This window comes from Streptomyces zhihengii (assembly GCF_016919245.1).
Taxonomy (GTDB): Bacteria; Actinomycetota; Actinomycetes; order Streptomycetales; family Streptomycetaceae; genus Streptomyces; species Streptomyces zhihengii.
Window position 1 is genome coordinate 4,189,000 of sequence record NZ_JAFEJA010000001.1, and the last position, 24,064, is coordinate 4,213,063.

At 71.7% G+C, this 24,064-nt stretch carries 20 protein-coding genes; 10 read left to right on the forward strand and 10 right to left on the reverse strand.

What is annotated here, in order from left to right; genetic code table 11:
* Window positions 1-43: 43 nt before the first annotated feature.
* Together JE024_RS17550 and JE024_RS17555 are read right to left on the reverse strand one after the other, a co-directional pair.
* Complete coding sequence (locus tag JE024_RS17550) at window positions 44-898, reverse strand: GNAT family N-acetyltransferase (RefSeq protein ID WP_205374496.1); 855 nt, start codon at window positions 896-898, stop codon at window positions 44-46.
* A gap of 4 nt (window positions 899-902) precedes the next feature.
* Window positions 903-1,460: a DUF2269 family protein gene (locus tag JE024_RS17555; protein WP_205374497.1), complete on the reverse strand. Its 558-nt coding sequence runs from the start codon at window positions 1,458-1,460 to the stop codon at window positions 903-905.
* A gap of 399 nt (window positions 1,461-1,859) precedes the next feature.
* Here JE024_RS17555 and JE024_RS17560 point away from each other — a divergent pair, with 399 nt between their 5' ends.
* Window positions 1,860-3,410, forward strand: coding sequence for a globin domain-containing protein (locus JE024_RS17560; protein WP_205374498.1), 1,551 nt, complete (start codon window positions 1,860-1,862; stop codon window positions 3,408-3,410).
* 28 nt (window positions 3,411-3,438) lie between these two features.
* On the opposite strand, the gene JE024_RS17565 is transcribed toward JE024_RS17560, so the two are convergent.
* The 4 genes from JE024_RS17565 to JE024_RS17580 all read right to left on the reverse strand — a co-directional run bounded on the left by JE024_RS17565 (window position 3,439) and on the right by JE024_RS17580 (window position 6,741).
* Window positions 3,439-3,918, reverse strand: a complete 480-nt coding sequence (locus tag JE024_RS17565) for an NUDIX domain-containing protein (protein ID WP_147987213.1) — start codon at window positions 3,916-3,918, stop codon at window positions 3,439-3,441.
* A 61-nt stretch (window positions 3,919-3,979) separates the two neighbouring features.
* A complete protein-coding gene (locus JE024_RS17570; RefSeq protein WP_205374499.1) occupies window positions 3,980-4,870 on the reverse strand; it encodes a LysR family transcriptional regulator in 891 nt (296 codons plus the stop codon).
* Window positions 4,871-5,130: 260 nt separating this feature from the next.
* Window positions 5,131-6,270 (reverse strand): cystathionine gamma-lyase, encoded by a 1,140-nt coding sequence (locus JE024_RS17575; protein WP_205374500.1) that lies wholly within the window; start codon window positions 6,268-6,270, stop codon window positions 5,131-5,133.
* Window positions 6,271-6,363: 93 nt separating this feature from the next.
* The gene (locus JE024_RS17580; protein WP_205374501.1) at window positions 6,364-6,741 is read right to left on the reverse strand and encodes a phage holin family protein; all 378 of its coding nucleotides are present in this window, start codon (window positions 6,739-6,741) and stop codon (window positions 6,364-6,366) included.
* A 50-nt stretch (window positions 6,742-6,791) separates the two neighbouring features.
* On the opposite strand from JE024_RS17580, the gene JE024_RS17585 reads away from it, so the two are divergent.
* The 4 genes from JE024_RS17585 (at window position 6,792) to JE024_RS17600 (ending at window position 9,084) form a co-directional block, all read left to right on the forward strand.
* Window positions 6,792-7,109 (forward strand): cupin domain-containing protein, encoded by a 318-nt coding sequence (locus tag JE024_RS17585; RefSeq protein ID WP_205374502.1) that lies wholly within the window; start codon window positions 6,792-6,794, stop codon window positions 7,107-7,109.
* A gap of 122 nt (window positions 7,110-7,231) precedes the next feature.
* Window positions 7,232-7,453 (forward strand): DUF5326 family protein, encoded by a 222-nt coding sequence (locus JE024_RS17590; RefSeq protein WP_205374503.1) that lies wholly within the window; start codon window positions 7,232-7,234, stop codon window positions 7,451-7,453.
* Window positions 7,454-7,738: 285 nt separating this feature from the next.
* Window positions 7,739-8,509 (forward strand): IclR family transcriptional regulator, encoded by a 771-nt coding sequence (locus JE024_RS17595; protein WP_205374504.1) that lies wholly within the window; start codon window positions 7,739-7,741, stop codon window positions 8,507-8,509.
* Window positions 8,510-8,649: 140 nt separating this feature from the next.
* On the forward strand, window positions 8,650-9,084 hold the full coding sequence (locus tag JE024_RS17600) for an SsgA family sporulation/cell division regulator (RefSeq protein ID WP_205374505.1): 435 nt from the start codon (window positions 8,650-8,652) through the stop codon (window positions 9,082-9,084).
* Window positions 9,085-9,109: 25 nt separating this feature from the next.
* Here the strand turns inward: JE024_RS17600 and JE024_RS17605 are convergent, their stop codons facing one another.
* A complete protein-coding gene (locus JE024_RS17605; protein WP_205374506.1) occupies window positions 9,110-10,444 on the reverse strand; it encodes a YibE/F family protein in 1,335 nt (444 codons plus the stop codon).
* Between the two features lie 194 nt (window positions 10,445-10,638).
* Here JE024_RS17605 and thiC point away from each other — a divergent pair, with 194 nt between their 5' ends.
* On the forward strand, window positions 10,639-12,414 hold the full coding sequence (thiC, locus tag JE024_RS17610; RefSeq protein WP_205374507.1) for a phosphomethylpyrimidine synthase ThiC: 1,776 nt from the start codon (window positions 10,639-10,641) through the stop codon (window positions 12,412-12,414).
* Window positions 12,415-12,552: 138 nt separating this feature from the next.
* On the opposite strand, the gene JE024_RS17615 is transcribed toward thiC, so the two are convergent.
* The 3 genes from JE024_RS17615 to JE024_RS17625 form a co-directional block, all read right to left on the reverse strand.
* Window positions 12,553-13,380 (reverse strand): hypothetical protein, encoded by an 828-nt coding sequence (locus JE024_RS17615; protein WP_205374508.1) that lies wholly within the window; start codon window positions 13,378-13,380, stop codon window positions 12,553-12,555.
* Between the two features lie 169 nt (window positions 13,381-13,549).
* On the reverse strand, window positions 13,550-14,623 hold the full coding sequence (locus JE024_RS17620) for a metallophosphoesterase (protein WP_205374509.1): 1,074 nt from the start codon (window positions 14,621-14,623) through the stop codon (window positions 13,550-13,552).
* A 197-nt stretch (window positions 14,624-14,820) separates the two neighbouring features.
* Complete coding sequence (locus JE024_RS17625) at window positions 14,821-15,933, reverse strand: LacI family DNA-binding transcriptional regulator (RefSeq protein ID WP_205374510.1); 1,113 nt, start codon at window positions 15,931-15,933, stop codon at window positions 14,821-14,823.
* 395 nt (window positions 15,934-16,328) lie between these two features.
* Here JE024_RS17625 and hisC point away from each other — a divergent pair, with 395 nt between their 5' ends.
* The 4 genes from hisC (at window position 16,329) to cydD (ending at window position 24,057) form a co-directional block, all read left to right on the forward strand.
* The gene (hisC, locus tag JE024_RS17630; protein ID WP_205374511.1) at window positions 16,329-17,414 is read left to right on the forward strand and encodes a histidinol-phosphate transaminase; all 1,086 of its coding nucleotides are present in this window, start codon (window positions 16,329-16,331) and stop codon (window positions 17,412-17,414) included.
* 301 nt (window positions 17,415-17,715) lie between these two features.
* A complete protein-coding gene (locus tag JE024_RS17635) occupies window positions 17,716-19,230 on the forward strand; it encodes a cytochrome ubiquinol oxidase subunit I (protein ID WP_205374512.1) in 1,515 nt (504 codons plus the stop codon).
* A 32-nt stretch (window positions 19,231-19,262) separates the two neighbouring features.
* Window positions 19,263-20,264 carry a cytochrome d ubiquinol oxidase subunit II gene (cydB, locus tag JE024_RS17640; protein ID WP_205374513.1) on the forward strand — a complete coding sequence of 334 codons (1,002 nt, stop codon included), beginning with the start codon at window positions 19,263-19,265 and terminating at the stop codon, window positions 20,262-20,264.
* 28 nt (window positions 20,265-20,292) lie between these two features.
* The gene (gene cydD / locus JE024_RS17645; RefSeq protein ID WP_205374514.1) at window positions 20,293-24,057 is read left to right on the forward strand and encodes a thiol reductant ABC exporter subunit CydD; all 3,765 of its coding nucleotides are present in this window, start codon (window positions 20,293-20,295) and stop codon (window positions 24,055-24,057) included.
* Window positions 24,058-24,064 lie beyond the last annotated feature (7 nt).

The window sequence follows — 24,064 nt, forward strand, 5'->3', positions numbered from 1 at the left end:
TGACAGGACAGTCCTGTCACCGGCCTCCGGCGTCGTCGGTGTCTCAGCCTGCCGCGACCGTCAGCGGTGCGAACCTGCGGGTCCAGTCACCGGGCAGGGCTGGGATGGCACGGGCCATCACCGCGTTGAAGGCGATCGTCTCCAGCCCCTGCCGCCGCAGCCAGGAGAGCAGTTCCTCGTGCCGGACGTCGATGTCCGTACGCAGCGGGCGGTCGGTGTGCGCGGCGAGCGAGGCGACCAGGGCCTGGGCCGTCGGGGTGTCCCGGGCGATGAGCGGCCCGACGACATGGGTGGCCATGTTCGGCCAGGCCGCCGCGTAGCCGATGAGCTCGCCGTTCTCCTCGGCCACCCGGATCTGGTCGGCGAAGGCGGGCAGCCGGGCGATCATCCGGGTGCGGTCGACGCCGAAGACCTCGGAGTCCAGCCGGACGACGGCGGCCATGTCCTCGGCGGTCGCCGGCCTGGTGCTCACGTCCGGGACCGGTTCCGTCCCGGTGAAGTGGCCCTTGACCATCTCCGCCCTGCCCACCGTGGCGAAGCCCAGCTCCTCGTAGAGCGGCTGCCCGTTGGGGGTCGCGTGCAGGGTGAGGGGGGTCTCGCCGGCCTCGGCGAGCACATGACGCATCAGCCGGCGGCCCACCCCGCGCCGGGCGTGGTGATCGGCCACGAGCACCATGCCGATGGCCGCGAGTCCGGTGCCGTACGAGGTGAGGACGGAGGCGGCCATCAGGCCCTTGCCGTCGGGGTCGTCGATTCCGTATCCCGTGCCCGCGGTCAGCAGCAGACCCCACTTGTGGTCCTCGCGTGGCCAGCCGCGGTTCTCGGAGAGGTCGGCGCAGGAGACGACGTCCTCGTGGGTGAGGCGTCGGATGGGGAGTTCGGAGAGCGGAGTCGACATGGGGTCAGGCTGTCCGACGCACTGATCGCGCGTCCAGCCCTTTCCGGGAACCGGATGCTTCGTGTGACGCGCTCCGCAGACGGCGGCCGCGTCGGGTCGGGCCCCAGGGCTTGAGGACGGAGAGGGCCGTCATGAGCACATAGGCCGCGAGGGAGACCGCCGGTCCCATCACCAGATCGCGTGGTTCCAGGACGGCCCGCCCGGAGGCGGCGGCTGCCGCGGCGCTGTCCACGCCCGGCCGCAGCAGCAGGACGGAGGCGACGGTGGTGGCCAGGGTGAGCCAGAACTTGGTGACGACCCATCGGTGGCGTGCCAGGCCCCAGGGGGTGCCGAGGGAGAGCACCAGGCCGCTGAGGAGGGTGGCGAGCGCGATCGGCAGCACCAGCCAGTCCGTGAAGACCTTCATGGACCGGCAGGACGCCTCCACGACCGAGGGCGCCCCGGTGGTGAAGGCGGTGAGCGCCAGGGTGAGCAGGCCGAGGGTGAGCCCGAGCCAGCCGGCGGAGGCGACGACATGGACGACGAGGACTCCCCGGCGGACGGGGCGCTGGAGATGTTTCACGTGAAACACCCTGCCGGGAGCACTCGGCGGACGCGTCTGACGAGGGGAGTATCCGTCCGTACGCGCGGGGGCGTACGCCGCTCCGCGGTGGCGTCCACGGAGGAGGGTTGCGCGGACATGGCGAACGTGAAGATCGGGGACCCGCGCTGTGCAGAAATCGGGTGAGGGCTGGACGGGTGCGTCGTCCCTGGTGGTTCCATGTGGGGCGCGAAGATCCTTGCGGGCCGGGACGGCACCGCGGGGGCATGGACTGAGGGGGGAATCGGATTCGGCTGCCCGGACTTTCCGGTCTTCGTCCCCTGAACGCGGGTCGCCTGACATGCTGCGACAGCGGGCAGGTGCGGACAGAGCAGGTAAGGCAGTGCGTCCGGAGGCGGACGTGCGGCAACCGACCAGAAGATGTTCGAGGCGAGGCAGTCAATGGATGCTCCGGCCACCACGTCGGGGGACAACGGGATGTCGGACGACAACGGCGGATGGTTCAGCCCTCGCAGGCAGCCGTCCCCGGATGAGCGGTCCGCCGGCCCCGAGGGCCCCGGCCGGAACGAACCGGGCGAGCGGAGCGCGGACACGGAGAACGCCGGCCCGGCCGTCACCCCCTCCCGACCGGTGAGCGCGATACGCCCGGTGGGCTCCGGCGCCTCCCGGCGCGACCGCCCCCGGCTCTCGGTCGTTCCCGACCTGCCCCGGGACGAGGCGGGCGAGGACGCCGGCCCGGCCGGTGCCGGCAGCGCCCCCGCCGGGACCGTTCCCGTCGGGACGGCCCCCGCACCGGCCGGTGCCGCCGCCCAGGCCCGGGAGCCGGCCCCGCCCCGGGAGACCGGACCGCCCGCGTCGCCGGACGCGCGTCTGGTGCGCCGCACCCTCGTCGAGATCGAGCCCGTGGCGGACCAGGTCACCTCGTACTTCTACGCCCTGCTCTTCACCCGCCACCCCGCCCTGCGCTCGATGTTCCCGGTGGCCATGGACACCCAGCGCGACCGGCTGCTGAAGGCGCTGCTCACCGCGGCCGAGCACATGGACAACGCGGCCGTGCTGACGGAGTACCTCCAGCACCTGGGCCGCGGCCACCGGAAGTACGGCACGCAGCCCGCGCACTACCCCGCGGTGGGCGAGGCCCTGATGGGCGCCCTGGCCCGCTACGCGACCACGACCTGGGACGCCGAATCCGAGGCGGCCTGGGTGCGCACGTACACGACGATCTCCCAGATCATGATCGACGCGGCTGCGGAGAACGAACTCCAGGCCCCCGCGTGGTGGGACGCCGAGGTGGTGTCGCACGATCTGCGGACCCCCGACATCGCGGTGGTCACCGTGCGGCCGGACACCCCGTACCCGTTCCTGGCCGGTCAGTACACGACGCTGGAGACGCCCTGGTGGCCCCGGGTGTGGCGGCACTACTCGTTCGCCGGCGCGCCGCGTTCGGACGGTCTGCTGTCGTTCCATGTCAAGGCGGTCCCTGCGGGCTGGGTCTCCAACGCGCTGGTGCACCGCGCCCGCCCAGGCGACGTCCTGCGGCTGGGCCCGCCGGCCGGTTCGATGACCGTCGACCACACCACGGACAACGGGCTCCTCTGCCTCGGCGGAGGCACCGGCATCGCGCCGATCAAGGCCCTGGTGGAGGACGTGGCGAAGCACGGCGAGCGGCGGACGGTCGAGGTGTTCTACGGCGCCCGCACCGACTACGACCTCTACGACATCGACACCATGCTCCGGCTCCAGCAGGCCCATCCGTGGCTCTCGGTCCGCCCCGTGGTCGACGACCGCGCCCGGTTCCCCTCCGCGCTGCGCGACTTCGGCCGGCACGGCCCGTGGGACGGCTTCGACGCCTATCTCTCGGGGCCGCCCGGGATGATCCGCAGCGGGGTGCACGCCCTGCGTGGCATCGGCATACCCGTGAACCGGATCCGGCACGACTCGCTGGAGGACCTGGTCGCGGTCGGGGAGTGACCCCGGGCGCGACCGCGTCATCCGGGCGTCAGCCGAGGTCCGGCGCGTGCATCGCGCGTACGCCCTCGATGTTGCCGTCCAGGTAGTGGCGCAGGGAGAGCGGCACGAGATGGACCGCCGCGATGCCGACCCGGCTGAACGGCACCCGGACGATCTCGTACTCCCCGCAGGGCTCGTCGATCTCGGGGCCGTGGCGCTGCGAGGGGTCCATCGACTCCAGCCGGCAGACGAAGAAGTGCTGCACCTTCACGCCCGTCACCCCGCCGTCGGCGATGTGCTCGACGGTGTCGACGAAGCAGGGCACCACATCGACGATCTTGGCGCCCAGTTCCTCGTGGACCTCGCGGTGGAGGGCGTCGACGACGGTCGCGTCCTCCGGTTCGACGCCGCCGCCGGGAGTGAGCCAGTAGGGATCGACTCCGGGCTTGGTGCGCTTGATCAGGACGAGGTCGTCCCCGTCGAGCAGGATGGCGCGTGCGGTGCGCTTGACCACTGGTCGTTCGGTCATGGCAAGAGAGTGGCCCACGCCGCGGCGTCTGAAACGCGACGGGCCCCACCGGAGCGGGCGCTCACCACCCGGCGGCCGCGCGCAGCAGGCACTCATGGGCCCGTGCGACGTGCGGGTGGGCCAGCGTGCCGGTGCGGACGACCAGGAAGTACGTGCGCAGCGGCGGGACCGCCGGTTCGAGGAGGGCGACGAGGCGCCCCTGTGCCAGGGCTTCCTCGCACAGGTAGCGCGGCAGCACCGCGAGCCCGGCGCCGGCGGCGGTCGCCTCCAGCACGGCCCGCAGATCGGGGGCGATGACCGCTCCGGACGCCGCCGGACGGGACTCGAAGACGCTGTGCCAGTAGCGGGACACCAGCGGCAGCGTCTCGTGGACCTCGACCACGGGGAGCTGTTCCAGCACGACATGGCCCTCGCGCAGCTCCTCCGGCCCGAGGTGGGCCGCCCAGCGCGGAGCCGCCACCAGGACGTGCTCCTCGTCGCACAGGGCGGTGGCGCTCAGCAGGCCGCCGCGCGGGCGGGCGGTGGTGATGGCGATGTCGTGCCGGCCGGCGGCCAGCCCGTCGAGCGACTCCTCGGCGGTGCCGAACGAGGTGCGCAGCGCCAGCCCCTGGCCGGTCAGCGGTGTCAGCGCGGGCAGGGCGCGCAGCGCCGTGAACTCCGGGGGACCGGTCAGATGCACGGTGCGGACGGCGGACTCGCCGTCGAGCTCCGCCTCGGCGATCTCCAGCAGCGCGTCCAGATGCGGCGCCGCCCGGTGCGCGAGCTCGTCCCCGATGGTGGTGGGCGTGACACCGCGGGCCTGGCGCAGGAAGAGAGGGCGGCCGAGCTGCCGTTCGAGGGTGCGTATCTGGCCGGTGACCGCGGGCTGGGAGAGGCCGAGGAGGGCGGCGGCGCGCGTGAAGGAGCCGGCCCGGTGCACCGTGACGAATGTGCGCAGCAGGGCCAGATCCATCCCATGCCCCTCCCGGTCCGACGTTGCTCCCGAACCCGGTCAACTATAAATAAGTCGATAGGGCGCTGTCGCTACTGTGATTGGACACTGACGCTCAGTCAACTAGCCTTGTCCGCACGGTTCTTCGCTCGCGGGAACCGGGGCGGTCCGAGCCACGAGGGGGGAGGCTCGGACCGCCCGTGCCCTATTTCCGGGCTCGGTTCGCCTCCGGGGCGCTCAAGATGAGGGCCGTGCGCGGAGCGAAGAGGGCGGGTCCCGGCTCAGGGGGCCGGGGCCGCCGCCTCGTCGAGGGCCCGGGCCACGTCGGCCAGCAGGTCCTCGGCGTCCTCGGCGCCGACCGAGAAGCGGATGAAGCCCTCGGGGACGTCGTCACCGCCCCAGCGGCCGCGGCGCTCCGCGGTGGAGCGGATGCCGCCGAAGCTGGTGGCGTCGTCGACCAGGCGCAGCGCGGCGAGGAAGCGCTCGGCGTGGGCGCGGTCGGGCAGCACGAAGGAGACCACGCAGCCGAAGCGCCGCATCTGCTGCGCGGCGATCTTGTGCGAGGGGTCGCCCGGCAGCCCCGGGTACCGCAGGCCGGTGACGTCCTCGCGCCGTGCCAGGGCCTCGGCGAGGGCGAGGGCCGTGGCGTTCTGGCGGTCGGAGCGCAACGGGAGCGTGGCGAGCGAACGGTGGGCGAGCCATGCCTCCATGGGCCCTGGGATCGCGCCGACGACCTTGCGCCAGCGCCGCACCTCGGCCGCCCGCTCGGCGTCGCGGCAGGTCACATGGCCCAGCAGGATGTCCCCGTGGCCGGTCATGCCCTTGGTGTCGCTGGCCACCGAGAAGTCGGCGCCGAGATCGAGCGGCCGCTGGCCGAGCGGGGTGGCGAGGGTGTTGTCGACGGCGACCAGGGCGCCGGCCGCGTGCGCGGCCTCCACCAGCCGCCGTACGTCGCAGACGTCGAGGCCAGGGTTGGACGGGGTCTCGATCCACAGCAGCCGGGCGCCGTCGATCAGCGGGAGCTGGGAGTCGTCGCGGGTGGGGGCGGTGCGCACCTCGATCCCGAACGCCCGGAGCTGTTCGCGCACCAGGGGGAGCGCCTGGTAGCCGTCGTCGGGGAGGACGACCGCGTCACCGGTGCGGAGCTGGGACATCAGGACGGCGGAGATCGCGGCCATCCCGGAGGCGAAGGTGACGGTGTGCACGTCCTCCCCGGGGGCCTCCAGCTCGCCGATGGCGCGTTCCAGATGCGTCCACGTCGGGTTGGAGTCGCGGCCGTAGGTGTAGGGGCCGGTGGGGTCGCCGGAGAGATGGAAGTGGGCGGCGAACACCGGGCCGGGAAGGGTCGGTTCGTACTGCTGGGGCTCGGGCAGTCCCGCGCGTACCGCTCGGGTGCCCTCGCCCAGGGGGATGTCCGTCATACGTTCGCTCCTCGGCTGAGGTGTGGTGCCGCGCCGGGAGGGACCTCGTCCGGCGCCGCCACCATTCTCGGGCAGCGCCGGAGCGGCCTCGGCTCAGTCCTTGTCGGGCAGGGCCACGTTCAGCGCCCAGGAGACCAGGGAGATGATCAGACCGCCGAGGATGGCCGTCCAGAAGCCCTCGACGTGGAAGTTCAGGGAGAACTGGTCCGCGAGCCAAGAGGTCAGCAGCAGCATGAGGGCGTTGATCACCAGGGTGATCAGCCCGAGGGTGAGAATGAACAGCGGCAGCGTGAGCAGTTTCACCACGGGCTTCACGACGACGTTGACCAGACCGAAGATCAGCGCGACCAGCACCAGGCTGAGTGCCTTCTTGCCGGTGCTGTCCCCGGTGAGCGTGATGTCCTGCACCAGCCAGATGGCGACCAGCAGGGCCCCCGCGTTCGCGAGCGTCTTGACTACGAAATTCATCATGTGTCTGATCGTGGCAGACATGATCGGATCAACGGCAGGGGCGGACGGCGATGAAGGCATTCCGGCTGGACGAACTGGAGGCGGAACGCGCCGCCAACGACGGCGCGTATCTGCAGTTCCTGCGTGAGCGGAACATGTCGGTCGGGCTGTACGCGCTCGATGCCGGCCAGGTCGACCCGCAGCTCCCCCACAACCAGGACGAGGTCTACTTCGTCGTCAGCGGCCGGGCGGCGATCACCGTCGGGATGGAGACGACGCAGGTGGGACGGGGCAGCGTCGTCTACGTGCCGGCCGGGGTGCCGCACAAGTTCCATCACATCAGCGAGGACCTGAGGGTCATGGTGGTCTTCTCGCCCCCGGAGGGATGACCTCCGGACGGCGTCGTTCCCTTAAGGGTCCGCTCCGGGGAGTTCAAGGGCTCGCGGGCCCCCGCCCGCCCCGCCTCGCCGCCTAGCATCGACAGCACGCACTCGGAGAAAGAGGTAGGACGATGGCTGTGCGGGAGATATTCGCGGGGATGCCCTGGTGGGTGAAGTGGATCGCGGTGCCCGTCATCGCCCTCGTCGTGTTCGGCGGGCTGATCACCAGCATCCTCGGATTCGTGCTCTGGGTTCTCTTCAAGGTGCTGCTCTTCGTCGCCCTGGTCGGCGGACTGGTCTTCGTCGTACGGAAGTTCATGGGCTCGTCGGGCTCCTCGACCAAGGAGTGGTGAGCGGAGCCGGCGGGCGCGTTAGCCCGCCCGGGGGAACGCTCCGCTTTATGCCTGTCACGGCAGAGGGCTGCCATTAGAGTGGCAGCTCTCTGCCGCACTCTTCGGCACCTCTCCTCATGTGACGGCTCCGACCGGCGAATTCGCCGTTTCGTGGCCGCCCAGGCGTTCGCACCGGCTGCCGGGCCGGGCGGGCAGCCGTTCGGGAGACCCGGGGGTCGCGGTGGCAGCGCGGGGGCGGTTCCCGCGGGCGGGCCGGGGCCCGTCACCATGCCTGGGGGGTGACCTTTGGCCGGGGCCACGAATGCCGCTGTCCCCACCCTGATCGGCTCGGTGCAGCGTGCCTTGAGGCTGCTGGAGGCCGCGGGCTCGCACCGCGACGGTGCCCCCGCCAAGCAGCTCGCCAGGGAGACCGGGATCCCGCTCCCCACCGCCTACCATCTGCTGCGCACCCTGACGCACGAGGAGTACCTCCGGCGCGACAAGGGCGTGTTCACCCTCGGCGAGGCCGTCGACCGGCTGGCGCTCGGCGGTGACCTGCAGAATCGTCGCAGCACGCTGGAGAAATCCCTGACCCACTGGCGGGACGCCATCGGCGTGCCCGTCTACTTCGCCGTCTACCGCGAGGGCGAGATCGAGCTGGTGGCGGTCTCGGACACGCCGTACTCCCCCGCCGTCCACGAATGGGCGGACTTCCGGGAGACCGGTCATGCCCACGCGATCGGTCAGTGCCTGCTCAGCCAGCTCGACGAGGCGGCGCGCGGGGACCATCTGGACCGCCATCCCGTCCAGCCGGTGACACCGTACTCGGTGCGCGACCGGGCGGCACTGATGGAACGCCTCGCCGCCGTCGGCCGGATGGAACCGGTGGTCGAGCGTCAGGAGTACGCACTCGGTACCGTCTGCGCGGCCATCCCGATCACTGTGGGTGACATCGCCGCGACGATGGCCATTTCTCTTCCCTTGCACCAAGAAGCCAGGCTGCGTCCGGCAGTTGAGCAATTACGCGAGGGAATCGGTGGCCTTCTGGGGTCACTTGCCTTCTCTATCAGTATCTGAAAAATCACTCCTTGTGATCTGCTAGCGCTTGCAGCACGATGGCGTCAAGAGGGCCTCTGTGCCCAACGGGGATCGTTCTTGGCCAACTTCTTGCTTCGCCAGCACGGTCATTCATTGCTTCATCTACTGCGAGGTATGTGATGCGCGAGTCGGTTCAGGCCGAGGTTCAGATGAGCTTTCTCGTCTCCGACGAGCTCTCCTTCCGGATCCCGGTGGAGCTGGGCTACGAGACATCCGATCCGTACGCGGTCCGGATGACGTTCCACCTGCCCGGCGACGCGCCGGTGACCTGGGCCTTCGGCCGGGAACTGCTTCTCGACGGGATCAACGCGCCGAGCGGGGACGGCGATGTGCACATCGCGCCGACCCGGCCCGAGGCGCTCTCCGACGTCCACATCCGGCTCCGGGTCGGCGACGACTCGGCCCTGTTCCGGGTGGGCGCCCCACCGCTGGTCGCCTTCCTCGACCGCACGGACAAGCTGGTGCCGCTGGGGCAGGAGCTCGCTCTCGGTGACTTCGAACTGAGTCTGGAGGACGCGCTGGGCCGGATCCTCGCCGAGGAGAACGCCGGCTGAGCCCGCCGCCGAGCCCGCCCGGCGGCTACCGCTTGCGGCGACGCCCCCGGCCGCCCCGGCCCGGGGCGGCGGCCGCCGTGCCGTCCGGCCGTTCCTGCGGGCGGTCCGCGGAGACCACCAGGGCCGCGAGCGCCGTGGTCACGGGCACGGAGGCGACCAGGCCGATCGAGCCGATCAGCGTGCGCACGATCTCCTCCGCCACCAGCTCGCTCGTGGCGACCGTGCCCACGCTCGACTGCGCGATCGAGAAGAGCAGCAGCAGCGGGAGCGCGGCACCCGCGTAGGCGAGGACGAGGGTGTTGACCACGGAGGCGATGTGGTCGCGTCCGATGCGGATGGCGGAGCGGTAGAGCGCGCGGGGCCCCATCGAGGGGTCCGCCTGGTGCAGCTCCCAGACCGCCGAGGTCTGGGTCACGGTGACGTCGTCGAGGACACCGAGCGAACCGATGATCACTCCGGCCAGCAGCAGACCGCTCATGTCGATCTCCGGGTAGAGCCCCTTGATCAGACCGGTGTTGTCGTCGGTGTTGCCGCTCAGACTCGCCCAGCCGATGAAGAGCGAACCGAGCAGCCCGATCAGCAGCAGCGAGATCAGCGTGCCCAGCACCGCGACCGAGGTGCGGGCGTTGACCCCGTGACACAGGTACAGCGCGATGAGCATGATCGCGCTCGCCCCCACGATGGCCACCACCAGCGGGTTCGACCCCTGGAGGATGGCGGGCAGGATGAACATCGTCAGCACGGCGAACGAGGCCGCGAGGGCGATCAGCGCCATCACGCCGCGCATCCGGCCCACCGCGACCACCACGAGCGCGAAGATGCCCGCCAGCAGCGCGATGGGGAAGTCCCGGTCGACGTCCGTGACCGAGTACTGCAGATCCCGCGGCGCGTCCGGCGCGTAGGCCACGATCACGCCCTGGCCCTGCTTCAACTGCCGCGGGGCGTCCGGCTGGACGATCTCGACGAAGGTCCGGCCCTTGTCCTGGCCGGTGACGACCTCGACCGTCGCCTTGCCGCAGTCGCCGCGCTGCGACTCGACCGCCTCGCGTCCCTCGGGGGTCGAGGTGTCCCCGGTGGGCGGCACCTGCGCCGCGTTGACGTCCTTGCAGTCGACCCGCTCCAGGCTCACCACCTTGCCCTGTTCGGTCTGGCGGTCGAAGCCGACCCCCGAGCGCTCGTGGCCGGGTGTCCCGCCCGGCCACAGCACCGCGAGGCCGACGAGGACGGCCGTCGCGAAGGGGATCAGCACCGCGGCGATCACCTTCCGCAGGTGCTGGGAAACGGGCGCGGCCGGCCCGTGACTGTGCACATGACCGTGGTCGTGGCCGTGCGGTTCGGGGTTCTGCGGCGATGAGGTCACCGACAGATCATCGCAAGAACGCGGGGGGCCCTCTGTTCAGCGCGCCAGAGCGGGCGCTAGCGTGGTGGCACTTTGCACACGCGGGAGCTCGGAGCACCGGGCTGAGAGGGCGCTGATCGCCGTACGTCGTACGGGAGGGCTGCGCCGACCGCCGAACCTGTTACCGGGTAATGCCGGCGTAGGGAGTAGGTCTCATGACCGTATCGGACGCGCGCACGCCTGCCTCCAGTCAGAACGACGAGGCCGGGAAGTCCATCGGCTGGCACAAGGGTTACGTCGAGGGCTCCCGCCCCGACATCCGGGTGCCGGTCCGCAAGGTGCACCTGACCAACGGCAAGGACGTGACGCTCTACGACACGTCCGGCCCGTACACCGACCCCGCCGAACAGACCGACGTCCGCCGGGGTCTGGCGCCGCTCCGGGAGAACTGGATCACCGCCCGCGGCGACACCGAGGAGTACACGGGGCGGCCGGTCCGCCCCGAGGACGACGGCATCAAGCACACGTCGCCGCGCGGTGGCCTGCGTAATCTCGACGCCGTCTTCCCCGGCCGCCCGCGCCAGCCGCGCCGCGGCCGCGACGGCCGGGCCGTGACCCAGCTCGCCTACGCCCGGCGGGGCGAGATCACCCCCGAGATGGAGTTCGTCGCCCTCCGCGAGAACGTCTCGCCCGAGGTGGTGCGCGAGGAGATCGCGGCGGGACGGGCCGTGCTGCCCGCCAACGTCAACCACCCCGAGATCGAGCCGATGATCATCGGCAAGCGGTTCCTGGTGAAGGTCAACGCCAACATCGGCAACTCCGCCGTCACCTCCTCGATCGAGGAGGAGGTGGAGAAGATGACCTGGGCGACCCGCTGGGGCGCCGACACGGTCATGGACCTCTCCACCGGCCGCAACATCCACACCACCCGCGAGTGGGTGCTGCGCAACTCCCCCGTCCCCATCGGCACGGTGCCGCTCTACCAGGCGCTGGAGAAGGTCGACGGCAAGGCGGAGGAGCTGAGCTGGGACATCTACAAGGACACCGTCATCGAGCAGGCCGAGCAGGGCGTGGACTACATGACCGTCCACGCCGGCGTGCTGCTGCGGTACGTGCCCCTGACCGCGCGCCGCAAGACCGGCATCGTCTCGCGCGGCGGGTCGATCATGGCGGCCTGGTGCCTGGCGCACCACAAGGAGTCGTTCCTCTACGAGCACTTCGAGGAGCTCTGCGAGATCCTCGCCGCGTACGACGTGACCTACTCCCTCGGTGACGGGCTGCGCCCCGGGTCGATCGCGGACGCCAACGACGAGGCGCAGTTCGCCGAACTGCGCACGCTGGGCGAGCTCAACGGCATCGCCAAGCGGCACGGTGTGCAGACGATGATCGAGGGCCCGGGGCACGTCCCGATGCACAAGATCAAGGAGAACATCGACCTCCAGCAGGAGATCTGCGAGGAGGCGCCGTTCTACACGCTCGGCCCGCTCACCACGGACGTCGCCCCCGCGTACGACCACATCACGTCGGGCATCGGCGCCGCGATGATCGCCTGGTGGGGCACGGCCATGCTCTGCTACGTGACGCCCAAGGAGCACCTCGGCCTGCCCGACCGCGACGACGTGAAGACCGGTGTCATCACGTACAAGATCGCCGCACACGCCGCCGACCTCGCCAAGGGGCACCCCGGCGCGCAGGAGTGGGACGACGCGCTGTCGGACGCCCGGTTCGAGTTCCGCTGGGAGGACCAGTTCAACCTGGCCCTCGACCCGGACACGGCACGGGAGTTCCACGACCAGACGCTGCCCGCCGAGCCGGCCAAGACCGCGCACTTCTGCTCGATGTGCGGTCCGAAGTTCTGCTCGATGAAGATCTCGCAGGACATCCGCCGGGAGCACGGCGGCAGCCAGGAGGAGATCGAGGCGGGGATGGCCGAGAAGTCCGCGGAGTTCGCCGCGGCGGGCAACCGGGTCTATCTGCCGCTGGCCGACTGAGCCGGGTACGGCGTCCGGGCACGGCGGCCCACGGGGGAGCCGCCGGCCCGGGGCGCCGTACGGCGCACGGCCCGGGCGCGGGCGGGCGCGGGCGGGCGGGCCCGGTGGCCGCCGGGCCGGGCTCCGTGCGCGTGGCGGTCAGTCGGGACGGTGCTCGGGGCCCCCGAAGTCGGGGCTGGAGAAGTCCGGACTGGAGTACCGGGGGCGGCGGCCCGCGGTGCGGCCCTCGGCCGGACTGGAGAACTCCGGGCCGCTGTAGCCGATCTTGGGCATCCGGCCCACCGGGCGCCCGGCGTCCGTGGGCGCCGGCGCCTCGGGGCGCTCGGCCAGCGCGGCGCGCAGGAACGGCAGGATGCCGCGGTCCAGCAGCGCCTCGCACCACGCCTCCTTCGCGTCCCTGACCTCGGGTGGCGGCCCGCCGTACGGTTCCTTGTCCGCGACATGGCTGGCGTCGTTGCGCAACGCGGTCAGCAGCAGCGCGACGGCGGCGGCCAGGATGGCGGCCGCGGTGAGCGCGCCGAAGACCCATCCCGCGGAGAGCAGGGTGTCGGCGAAGGCCGGCGGCGGGCTGAGCATCTTCAGCAGGTAGCCGACGATCAGGAAGATCGCGGCGGCCGTCCCCGCGAGCAGCGGGGCGAGCACGGCGACCACGGCGGCGACGCCCGCGCCGCTCTCCGCCGCTCCGACGGCGGGACCGAGCCCGCCGCCGGTGCCGTGGACGGCGCCGCCCGCGGTGGCGCGCACCTCGGCGCGGACCTTCACGTAGTGCTCGTACTCGGCGGCGGCCGAGGCGACGATGAGGGCCGTCGCGTTCAGCGCCATGGTGCGGAGCTGTTCGGTGCTCAGCCGTGCCGTACCGGCGGCCGGATCACGGCGTTCCCGGTCGTCGCGCAGTGCTTCGTCGAGGACTCGCTCGTACTCTGCGCGGTCCTCGGTCAGCAGGTGCGGAGCGCTGTTCATGTGCATCCCCCGATGCTCCGTAAGCCGCGGATCGCCCGTCGGTGCCGGGCGATGGGGCCTGAACGGAGGAGAGCCTGCTACGGATAAGCCGATGGTAGAGCGGCGACGGCGCGGCGTGACAGAGGGTTTCCGTAAATCGCCCGTCGCGAAACGGCTCGTACGTGGCGAACCGGCTTCAGTCCTGGAGGGGGAGCTGCTGCACGAGGAGCTTTCCGGCCATGGTCACTCCGCCGTCCATGGCGATGGCGAGTCCGTCCGCGTAGACGTGCGGGCCGTCGACCAGGGGGCGCGCGCCGTCCTCGCCGTCCTCGGTGCCGACTTCGCCGAGCAGGTACGGGATCGGGCTGTGGCCGTGCACCACACGCCGGCCGCCGTAGGCGGCGAGCAGCTCGCGGACCGCGTCCGGGCCGCCCTCGTCACGGAAGGCGAAGCGCTTGGTGAACTTGCGGAACAGGTCCCAGCACTGGTCGGCGTCGTTGCGGGTGAGGACCTCGTGCACGGCGTCGTTGACGTCGTCGATCGTGCCGCCGTAGTCGAGGTAGGCGGTGGTGTCGGAGTGCAGCAGCAGATGGCCGTCCTCCTCGACGATGGCGTCGAGCCGGGCCATCCACTGGAGGTGGACCTCCTGGAGCCGGTCCATGTCGTACTTCTGGCCGCCGTTGAGCAGCCAGGCCGCCTGGAAGGTGGCGGTGCCGGCCCCCGAGTTGACGGGGGTGTCGCCGAAGCGCTTCGCGCCCAGCAGCAGCAGCTCGTGATTGCCCATCAGGGCCTTGCAGTAGCCGCCGGCGGCGGCCGCCTCGGCGGAGAGCCGCATCACCAGGTCGATCACGCCGATGCCGTCGGGGCCGCGGTCGGTGAAGTCGCCGAGGAACCACAGCCGGGCGTTCCCGGCCGCCCAGCGCAGGTCCGCGTCGATGATGCCCTGCTCGGCGAGGGCGGCGACGAGTTCCTCGAGGTAGCCGTGGACGTCGCCGACCACGTACAGCGGACCGCGGCCGCCGGGCGCGGGCTGCGGGTCGGGCTCGACCCGCACCTGGACGGTGTCGCCCGGGCCGCCGAGGCTGATCACCGGCAGGTCGCGCGCGGTGGGCGTGTAGCCCTCCGGCGCCTCGCCCTCCGGGTACGCGTTGCCGGGGTGCCCCGGGTCCGCGACCTGCGACTGCACCGGCACCTGAGCATAGGGCGGCACGCGGAAATCGCGCAGTGTCGCCGTCCGCACCACGGGTCCCTGACCGGCCCCCTGAGTCATCGACCCCTCCACACCGTCGCGCCGCCGTTCACCTCTCGGCCCAGCCTGGTCGGGGTGGTCCGCGGTGTCGTTCGCCCATCATAGGAATGAGCCCGGCGGTGTGTGACGCACCAGGGGTGATGAATCCTTCCGCACCCCCGGTTCGCCGGTCGATTCATCCCCATTCGGAAGGTCTAGTCCTGCATAGGGATCGGGCCCTACTCGTTGGCGGGCGACCGCGGGGCGCTCACCGTGGTCCGCGGGGGGCGGCGCTGGGAGGACGTCCTGACGATCAGTTCGGTCGGTATCACCTGCTCGACCGGACGGTCCTCGTCGATTCCCTCGATGGCGTCGATCAGGAGCTGGACCACGGCCGTGCCGATGCGGCGCGGTTTGAGGGAGAGCGTGGTGATGGGCGGCTCGGTGGTCGCGTAGACCGTGGACTCGCTGCAGCACACCAGCAGCAGGTCGTCCGGGACGCGCAGCCCGTAGCGGCGGGCGGCGGCCAGCAGATCGGTGCCGTTGGGGTCGAAGAGGCCGTAGACGGCGTCGGGGCGGTCGGGCCGGGCGAGCAGCCGGTCGGCGGCGACCGCGCCCGCGCACGGGTCGTGCGCGGGGTAGGACTCGTAGACCGGGTCCTGTCCCACGCGCTCGCACCAGTCGAGGTAGGCGGTGGTCGACAGCCGGGTGTAGGTGTCCGTGGTGGTGCCGGTGAGCAGGCCGATCCGGCGGGCGCCGGCCGCCGCGAGGTGGTCGAGCAGGTCGAGCACGGCGGCCTCGTGGTCGTTGTCGACCCAGGCGGTGACGGGCAGCGTGCCGGCCGGGCGGCCGTCGGAGACGACCGGCAGGCCCTGGCGGACCAGTTCGGTCACGACGGGGTCGTGGTCGGAGGGGTCGATGACGACGGTGCCGTCGAGGGCGACGTTCGACCAGACGTCGTGGCGTGAGGTGGCGGGCAGGATGACCAGCGCGTAGCCGCGGGCGAGCGCCGCCGATGTGGCGGCTCTGGCCATCTCCGCGAAGTAGGCGAACTCCGTGAAGGTGAAAGGTTCATCCCCGTATGTCGTCACGGTGAGGCCGATTAAGCCGGACTTCCCGGTACGAAGGGTGCGGGCCGCGGCGGAGGGGCGGTAGCCCAGCCGGTCGGCGACCTCCCGGACGTGCCGGCGGGTGGCGTCCGGGAGTCTGCCCTTCCCGTTGAGCGCGTCGGAGACGGTCGTGATGGAGACGCCGGCCGCGGCGGCGACGTCCCGGATGCCCGCCCGCCCCTGCCGACTGCCTCTGCGGGATGTTTCCGTCCGGCTCACCTGGTGCTTCCCTGCTGCTGTCATGGCGTGCCGATAGTAGGGCGCTGGCGGTGGGTCTGGCCGGTCGCATATGCACGCGTTGACAGGCACGTTTCTGCATGATCATTAAGCTTCAAAAGCCTTGCTTAGCAAGGAAGTTGGACCCACGGGGTGAGGAGTTGCCGGTATCGGCGCGTGTGGACCTGGCGAGGGGCCCATGTTGCGAAGAGGTCTCAACTCACCACTACGGGTGATGCGCGCCACGGAGTGAGCCAGGGGCGCGCGCCAGGGCGGCGTGCTCCCCCCCTTCCTTTCCGCGGGCCATTCGCAGCGGAGCCGAATCCTCATAAGGTGAGCAGTATTGGTGTGCGGAGGCCCGGTGTCCCGTACCGACGCGCACCGCGGTACCGAGAGGCATGACGGTCTGAGGAGGACCTGCGGTGAGCGAGACGAGTCCCAAGCTCCGCGCCGAGCTGGACGGCATCCCCACGTACAAGCCGGGCAAGCCGGCGGCGGCCGACGGGCCGGTCGCCTTCAAGCTGTCCTCCAACGAGAACCCCTATCCGCCGCTCCCGGGGGTCATGGAGACCGCGATCGCCGCGGCCCGGAACTTCAACCGCTACCCCGACATGGCGTGCAGCGGTCTGATGAACGAGCTCTCCGAGCGGTTCGGCGTCCCCGCGACGCATCTGGCGACCGGCACCGGCTCCGTCGGGGTGGCCCAGTCGCTGATCCAGTCGACCTCGGGCCCCGGCGACGAGGTGATCTACGCCTGGCGCTCCTTCGAGGCGTACCCGATCATCACGCAGATCAGCGGGGCGACCTCGGTCCAGGTGCCGCTCACCGCGGGCGAGGTGCACGACCTGGACGCCATGGCCGACGCGATCACCGAGCGGACCAGGCTGATCTTCGTCTGCAACCCCAACAACCCGACCGGCACCGTCGTGCGCCGCGCCGAGCTGGAGCGCTTCCTCGACCGGGTGCCGTCCGACGTGCTGGTGGTGCTGGACGAGGCGTACCGCGAGTTCATCCGCGACGCGGAGGTGCCGGACGGTCTGGAGATCTACCGGGACCGGCCGAACGTCGCCGTGCTGCGGACCTTCTCCAAGGCGTACGGGCTCGCCGGGCTGCGGGTCGGCTTCGCCGTGGCCCACGAGCCGGTGGCCGCCGCGCTGCGCAAGACCGCGGTGCCGTTCGGCGTCTCGCAGCTGGCCCAGGACGCGGCCGTCGCCTCGCTGCGCGCCGAGGACGAACTCCTCGGCCGGGTCGGCTCGCTGGTCTGCGAGCGCACCCGGGTCCACGAGGGTCTGGTCGGCCAGGGCTGGACGGTGCCGGAGACCCAGGCGAACTTCGTGTGGCTGCGCCTCGGCGAGCACACCCTGGACTTCGCCGCGGCCTGCGAGAAGGCCGGCGTCGTGGTGCGCCCGTTCGCGGGGGAGGGCGTGCGCGTGACCATCGGCGAGGCCGAGGCCAACGACGTCTTCCTGCACACGGCGGAGGCCTTCCGCAAGATCGTGACCGGCTGACGCCGAGGGCCTTTCGTCTGGATCAGGGCACGCCAGCCCGCCAGGATCCAAACGAGAGACCCCAGGGCCCGGGCCGTGCCCGGGAAGCAACACGGGGCCCCCGTGAGCGAGCTGCTCACGGGGGCCCCGTCGTGTGCCGTGGCCGAAAGGGACCCCCGGCAAACGGTGTGGATTTCGTGTGCGCCATAATGCTTGTGAATGTGAACGCGTTCACAAGCTCGCCTGGCTTCTCCCGTACTGCGGGGATATGCGGGGCGCGCGGACCTCGGTCACCACGCCGACGTACGTAAGGAGAGACGACGTGGATTCGAGCCTCGCACTGGCGCCGGAGACCCTGGCGCGATGGCAGTTCGGCATCACCACCGTCTACCACTTCCTCTTCGTGCCGCTCACGATCTCGCTCGCCGCGCTCACCGCCGGCCTGCAGACGGCCTGGGTGCGGACCGAGAAGGAGAAGTACCTCAGGGCGACGAAGTTCTGGGGCAAGCTCTTCCTGATCAACATCGCCATGGGCGTGGTCACCGGGATCGTGCAGGAGTTCCAGTTCGGCATGAACTGGTCCGACTACTCGCGCTTCGTCGGCGACGTCTTCGGCGCCCCGCTCGCCTTCGAGGCGCTCATAGCCTTCTTCTTCGAGTCCACCTTCATCGGGCTGTGGATCTTCGGCTGGGACAAGCTCCCCAAGAAGATCCACCTGGCCTGCATATGGATGGTCTCGATCGGCACGATCCTGTCGGCCTACTTCATCCTCGCGGCCAACTCCTGGATGCAGCACCCCGTCGGTTACCGGATCGACGAGGAGCGCGGCCGCGCGGAGCTGACGGACTTCTGGCTGGTCCTGACCCAGAACACCGCGCTCACCCAGTTCTTCCACACCATCACCGCGGCCTTCCTGGTCGGCGGCGCCTTCATGGTCGGCATCGCCGCCTACCACCTGGCCCGCAAGAAGCACATCCCGGTGATGCGCACCTCGCTCCGCCTGGGGCTGGTCACCGTCGCGATCGCCGGCCTGCTCACCGCCGTCAGCGGTGACCTGCTGGGCAAGGTGATGTTCAAGCAGCAGCCCATGAAGATGGCCGCGGCCGAGGCCCTCTGGGAGGGCGAGGCGCCCGCGCCGTTCTCGATCTTCGCCTACGGGGACGTGGACGCCGGCCACAACAAGGTGGCGATCGAGATCCCCGGTCTGCTGTCCTTCCTGGCCAACGACGACTTCAGCTCGTACGTCCCCGGGATCAACGACATCAACAAGGCCGAGCAGGAGAAGTTCGGCCCGGGGGACTACCGGCCCAACATCCCGGTCGCCTACTGGGGCTTCCGCTGGATGATCGGCTTCGGCATGGCCTCCCTCACCATCGGCATGATCGGCCTCTGGCTGACCCGCAAGAGGTTCCTGCTGCCGCCCGCGCTGCGCACCGGCGAGGACGAGGTGCCGCATCTGGTCCTCTTCCGGAACAAGGCCCTCGCACCGCGCTTCGCCCGCTGGTACTGGCTGATCGCCCTGTGGACCATGACCTTCCCGCTGATCGCCAGCTCCTGGGGCTGGATCTTCACGGAGATGGGCCGCCAGCCGTGGGTCGTCTACGGAGTGCTGCGCACCAGCGACGCGGTCTCCCCCGGTGTCTCCCAGGGCGAGGTGCTCACCTCGATGATCGCCTTCACCCTGCTCTACGCGGTGCTCGCGGTGATCGAGGTCAAGCTCCTCGTGAAGTACGTCAAGGCGGGCCCGCCCGAGCTCACCGAGGCCGACCTCAACCCGCCCACCCGGATCGGCGGCGACGACCGCGACCCCGACCGGCCGATGGCCTTCTCGTACTGAGCCCGCTGAGAGCGCTGAGGAGCTGATGGGGCATGGAACTCCACAACGTCTGGTTCGTCCTGATCGCCGTCCTGTGGACCGGCTACTTCTTCCTGGAGGGCTTCGACTTCGGCATCGGGGTGCTGACCAAGCTGCTCGCCCGTGACCGGGCCGAGCGCCGGGTGCTGATCAACACGATCGGGCCGGTCTGGGACGGCAACGAGGTGTGGCTGCTGACCGCCGGCGGCGCGACGTTCGCCGCCTTCCCCGACTGGTACGCCACCCTCTTCTCCGGCTTCTACCTGCCGCTGCTGCTGATCCTCGTCTGCCTCATCGTGCGCGGTGTCGCCTTCGAGTACCGGCACAAGCGGGACGAGGAGCGCTGGCAGACCAACTGGGAGCACGCGATCTTCTGGACCTCGCTGCTGCCCGCCGTGCTCTGGGGAGTCGCCTTCGGCAACATCGTGCGCGGCGTGGCGATCGACGGCGACAAGGAGTTCGTGGGCGGCCTCTCCGACCTGCTCAACCCCTACGCACTCCTCGGCGGAGTGGTGACCCTCGCCCTCTTCACCTTCCACGGCGCGGTGTTCGCGGCGCTGAAGACGGTCGGGGACATCCGGATGCGGGCCCGCCGGCTCGCCTTCCGGCTCGGTGTCGCGGCCGCGGTGCCGGCGGCCGGCTTCCTGGTATGGACCCAGGCGCTGCGCGGCGACGGCCCCAGCCTGGTGGCGCTGGCGGTCACCGTGGTGGCGCTGCTGGGCGCGATCGGGGCGATCGGGGCGGGCCGGGAGGGCTGGTCGTTCGCCCTGTCCGGGATCACGATCGCGGCCGCGGTCGCGATGCTCTTCCTGGCGCTGTTCCCGAACGTCATGCCGTCCACCCTGAACGAGGAGTGGAGCCTGACGGTCACCAACTCCTCGTCGAGCCCGTACACGCTGAAGATCATGACCTGGCTCGCCGTCATCGCCACACCGCTGGTGCTGCTCTACCAGGGCTGGACCTACTGGGTGTTCCGCAAGCGGATCGGCACCCAGCACCTGGCCGACTCCCACTAGCGCGCGTCACAGCGAGGGGATGTTTCACGTGAAACCGATCGACCCGCGGCTGCTGCGGTACGCCAGGGCCACCCGCGTCTTCCTGGTGTCCCTGGTGGTGCTCGGCCTGCTCGGCGCGGCACTCGTCGTGGCCCAGGCCATGCTCGTCGCCGAGGTGGTCGTCGGCGGCTTCGAGCAGGGGCTGTCCGTGTCGGGGCTGACCACCCCGCTGATCCTGCTGGCCGCGGTGGCGGCCGGGCGGGCGCTCGTCTCCTGGCTCACCGAGCTGGCCGCCCATCGCGCCGGCGCCGCGGTCAAGTCCGAGCTGCGGGGGCGGCTGCTGGAGCGGGCGGCGGAGCTGGGGCCCGGCTGGCTGAGCGGTCAGCGGACCGGGTCGCTGGTCGCGCTGGCGACGCGGGGCATCGACGCCCTCGACGACTACTTCGCGCGCTACCTCCCCCAACTGGGGCTCGCCGTCGTCGTCCCGGTGGCCGTCCTCGCGCGGATCGTCACCGACGACTGGGTCTCCGCCGCGATCATCGTCGGGACCCTGCCGCTGATCCCGCTCTTCATGGTGCTCATCGGGTGGGCGACCCAGACGCGGATGGACCGTCAGTGGCGGCTGCTCTCCCGGCTCTCCGGGCACTTCCTGGACGTGGTGGCCGGGCTGCCCACGCTCAAGGTCTTCGGCCGGGCGAAGGCACAGGCCGACTCGATCCGTACGATCACCGCGCAGTACCGGCAGGCCACCATGCGCACCCTGCGCATCGCCTTCCTGTCGTCCTTCGCGCTGGAGCTGCTGTCCACGCTCTCGGTGGCCCTGGTGGCCGTCACCATCGGCATGCGTCTGGTGCACGGCGAACTCGACCTCTACACGGGCCTGGTGATCCTGATCCTGGCCCCCGAGGCGTACCTCCCCCTGCGCCAGGTCGGTGCGCAGTACCACGCGGCGGCCGAGGGGCTCTCGGCCGCCGAGGAGATCTTCGAGGTTCTGGGCACCCGGCCGCGGAACGCCGGAACGGCCCCCGTACCGGCGGACCCGCGGGTGGAGTTCGACGGCGTGAGCGTGCGTCACCCGGGGCGCGGCGAGGCGACGCCCCACCGGGCGTCCCTGTCGGTGGAACCGGGCGAGACGGTGGCACTGACCGGGGAGAGCGGCACCGGGAAGTCGACCCTGCTGGACGTGGTGCTGGGCTTCGCCGAACCCGCCGAGGGGCGGGTGCTCGTCGGGGGCCGGGATCTGGGCGACATCGATCCCGTGCTCTGGCGGGAGCGGATCGCCTGGGTGCCGCAGCGGCCCACCCTCTTCGCCGGGACGGTCGCCGACAACGTGCGCCTCGCCCGGCCGGACGCCGACGACGCGGCGGTGCTCGACGCGCTGCGCCAAGCCGGTGCCCACGATGTCGTCGCGGCGCTCCCCCGGGGCGCCGAGACCCTGCTCGGCGAGGACGGCGCCGGCCTCTCGGCCGGACAGCGGCAGCGGATCGCCCTGGCACGGGCGTTCCTCGCGGACCGGCCGGTGCTGCTGCTCGACGAGCCGACCGCCGCGCTGGACGGGGAGACGGAGGCGGGGATCGTCGAGGCGGTCGGCCGTCTGGCCCGGGGCCGTACCGTCCTGCTCGTCGTCCACCGGCCCGCGCTGCTCGCCCTCGCCGACCGGGTGGTGACACTCGCCCGCAGGCCGGACGAGGAGGGCGCGGCCCCGGCCGCGGGCGAGGATGCCCGCGCCGTGCCCGCCGCGCGGGCGGAGGCGGCGGCCGGCGCGCGCCCGCCCGGGGACGGTGTGCCCGTGGAGGGAGCCGGCGGGGCCGGCACGGCCGGGCCGGAGCGCGGCGGGGCATCGGCCCCGGCGGGCCGTGGTCCGGTCGTGATGACCGGTGGGGAAGTGGACCTGCCGCTCCGGGAGGCCGCCACCACGGTGGGGACGCCCGGCGGGGCCGGGGCCGGCTCCGGTATCGGGACCGGCCCCGGGGCCGCTGCCGGAAGCGGGTCCGGTGACGGAAGGAGCCACGGGGCCGGGGGCCCCGGCCGGGCGGCGCTGGGGCGGGTGCGGGACGCGGCGCGGGGGCTGCGCGGCAGGCTGGCCCTCGCGCTGCTGCTCGGCGCGCTCGCGCTCGGCTCGGCCGTCGGGCTGATGGCCGTGTCCGGGTGGCTCATCTCCCGGGCCTCCGAGCAGCCCCCGGTGATGTACCTGATGGTGGCGGTGACGGCGACCCGGGCCTTCGGTATCGGCCGGTCCGTCTTCCGCTACGCCGAGCGCCTGGTCTCGCACGACGCGGTGCTGCGGATGCTCGCGGAGATGCGCGTGGCCGTCTTCCGGCGGCTGGAGCGGATCTCCCCCGCGGGGCTGGCCCCCCGGCGCCGGGGCGACCTGCTGTCGCGTCTGGTCTCCGACGTGGACGCCCTCCAGGACTACTGGCTGCGGTGGCTGCTGCCGGCCAGTGCCGCCGCCGTGGTCGGCGCGGGCACGGTGACCTTCACCGCCGTGCTGCTGCCGGAGGCGGGCGCCGTGCTCGCCGCCGGTCTGCTGGCCGCGGGCGTGGGCGTGCCGCTGCTGAGCGGTCTCGTCGCCCGCCGGACCGAGCGCCGGCTCGCCCCGGCACGGGGCGCCCTGGCCACGGTGGTGGCCGATCTGCTGCGGGGCACGGCGGAGCTGACCGTCGCGGGCGCACTGCCGGCGCGGCTGGCCGAGGCGCGGGCGGCGGACGCCCGGCTCACCCGGATCAGCGCGCGCGGTGCGGCCGTGACGGCGCTGGGCAGCGGCCTGTCCGCACTGTTCTGCGGGCTCACCGTGGCCGCGACCGCCGCCGTGGGAGTGCAGGCCGTGTACGAGGGACGGCTCGGCGGAGTGGCGCTCGCGGTCGTCGTGCTCACCCCGCTCGCCGCCTTCGAGACGGTCGCCGGACTCCCCCTCGCCGTGCAGTACCGCAAGCGGGTGGAGCGCAGCGCCGAACGGGTCCACGAGGTGCTGGACGCCCCGGAGCCCGTGCACGAGCCCCGGACCCCGGCCGAGCCCCCGGCGACCGCCTTCCCGCTGATCCTGCGCGGCGCGGGCGCCACGTACGAGGGCAGGGGACGGGCCTCGCTGGGCGGAGTCGACCTCACGCTCACCCCGGGCAGCAGGATCGCCGTCGTCGGCACCTCCGGGTCGGGCAAGACGACGCTGGCCCAGATCCTGCTCCGGTTCCTGGACCTGGACGGGGGGACGTACACGATCGGCGGCATCGAGGCCCGCCGCCTGGACGGGGACGCCGTGCGGCGGCTGGTGGGCCTGTGCGCCCAGGACGCGCACCTGTTCGACAGCTCGCTGCGCGAGAACCTGCGGATCGCCCGGCCGGAGGCCACGGACGAGGAACTGCGGCAGGCACTGGCCGGCGCACGCCTGCTGGAGTGGGCCGAGGCGCTCCCCGACGGGATCGACACCCTCGTCGGAGAGCAGGGCGCCCGCCTGTCCGGCGGCCAGCGCCAGCGGCTCGCGCTGGCCAGGGCCCTGCTGGCCGACTTCCCGGTCCTCGTCCTGGACGAGCCCGCGGAGCACCTCGACCTCGCCACCGCCGACGCCCTCACGGCGGACCTGCTGGCGGCGACGCGCGGCCGCACCGGCGCCGGCCGGGCGACCGTACTGATCACCCACCGGCTGAAGGGGCTGGAGGGCGTCGACGAGGTGGTGGTGCTCGACGCCGGACAGGTCGTGCAGCGCGGCAGGTACGAGGATCTCGCGCCGGTCGACGGGCCGCTGCGCGGGATGCTGGAGCGCGAGCGGGAGGCCGAGGCGGGATGTTTCCGACTTTCTGCGGCAAACGCTCCTCATTAGGCTCCCC

Bases quoted from the DNA above. Each gene is read 5' to 3' on its own strand.
- JE024_RS17550 (WP_205374496.1), bottom strand. From the start codon at position 898: ATGTCGACTCCGCTCTCCGAACTCCCCATCCGACGCCTCACCCACGAG.
- JE024_RS17560 (WP_205374498.1), top strand. From the start codon at position 1,860: ATGTTCGAGGCGAGGCAGTCAATGGATGCTCCGGCCACCACGTCGGGG.
- JE024_RS17565 (WP_147987213.1), bottom strand. From the start codon at position 3,918: ATGACCGAACGACCAGTGGTCAAGCGCACCGCACGCGCCATCCTGCTC.
- JE024_RS17570 (WP_205374499.1), bottom strand. From the start codon at position 4,870: ATGGATCTGGCCCTGCTGCGCACATTCGTCACGGTGCACCGGGCCGGC.
- JE024_RS17575 (WP_205374500.1), bottom strand. From the start codon at position 6,270: ATGACGGACATCCCCCTGGGCGAGGGCACCCGAGCGGTACGCGCGGGA.
- JE024_RS17580 (WP_205374501.1), bottom strand. From the start codon at position 6,741: ATGATGAATTTCGTAGTCAAGACGCTCGCGAACGCGGGGGCCCTGCTG.
- JE024_RS17585 (WP_205374502.1), top strand. From the start codon at position 6,792: ATGAAGGCATTCCGGCTGGACGAACTGGAGGCGGAACGCGCCGCCAAC.
- JE024_RS17590 (WP_205374503.1), top strand. From the start codon at position 7,232: ATGGCTGTGCGGGAGATATTCGCGGGGATGCCCTGGTGGGTGAAGTGG.
- JE024_RS17600 (WP_205374505.1), top strand. From the start codon at position 8,650: ATGCGCGAGTCGGTTCAGGCCGAGGTTCAGATGAGCTTTCTCGTCTCC.
- thiC (WP_205374507.1), top strand. From the start codon at position 10,639: ATGACCGTATCGGACGCGCGCACGCCTGCCTCCAGTCAGAACGACGAG.
- JE024_RS17615 (WP_205374508.1), bottom strand. From the start codon at position 13,380: ATGCACATGAACAGCGCTCCGCACCTGCTGACCGAGGACCGCGCAGAG.
- JE024_RS17620 (WP_205374509.1), bottom strand. From the start codon at position 14,623: ATGACTCAGGGGGCCGGTCAGGGACCCGTGGTGCGGACGGCGACACTG.
- JE024_RS17625 (WP_205374510.1), bottom strand. From the start codon at position 15,933: ATGACAGCAGCAGGGAAGCACCAGGTGAGCCGGACGGAAACATCCCGC.
- cydB (WP_205374513.1), top strand. From the start codon at position 19,263: ATGGAACTCCACAACGTCTGGTTCGTCCTGATCGCCGTCCTGTGGACC.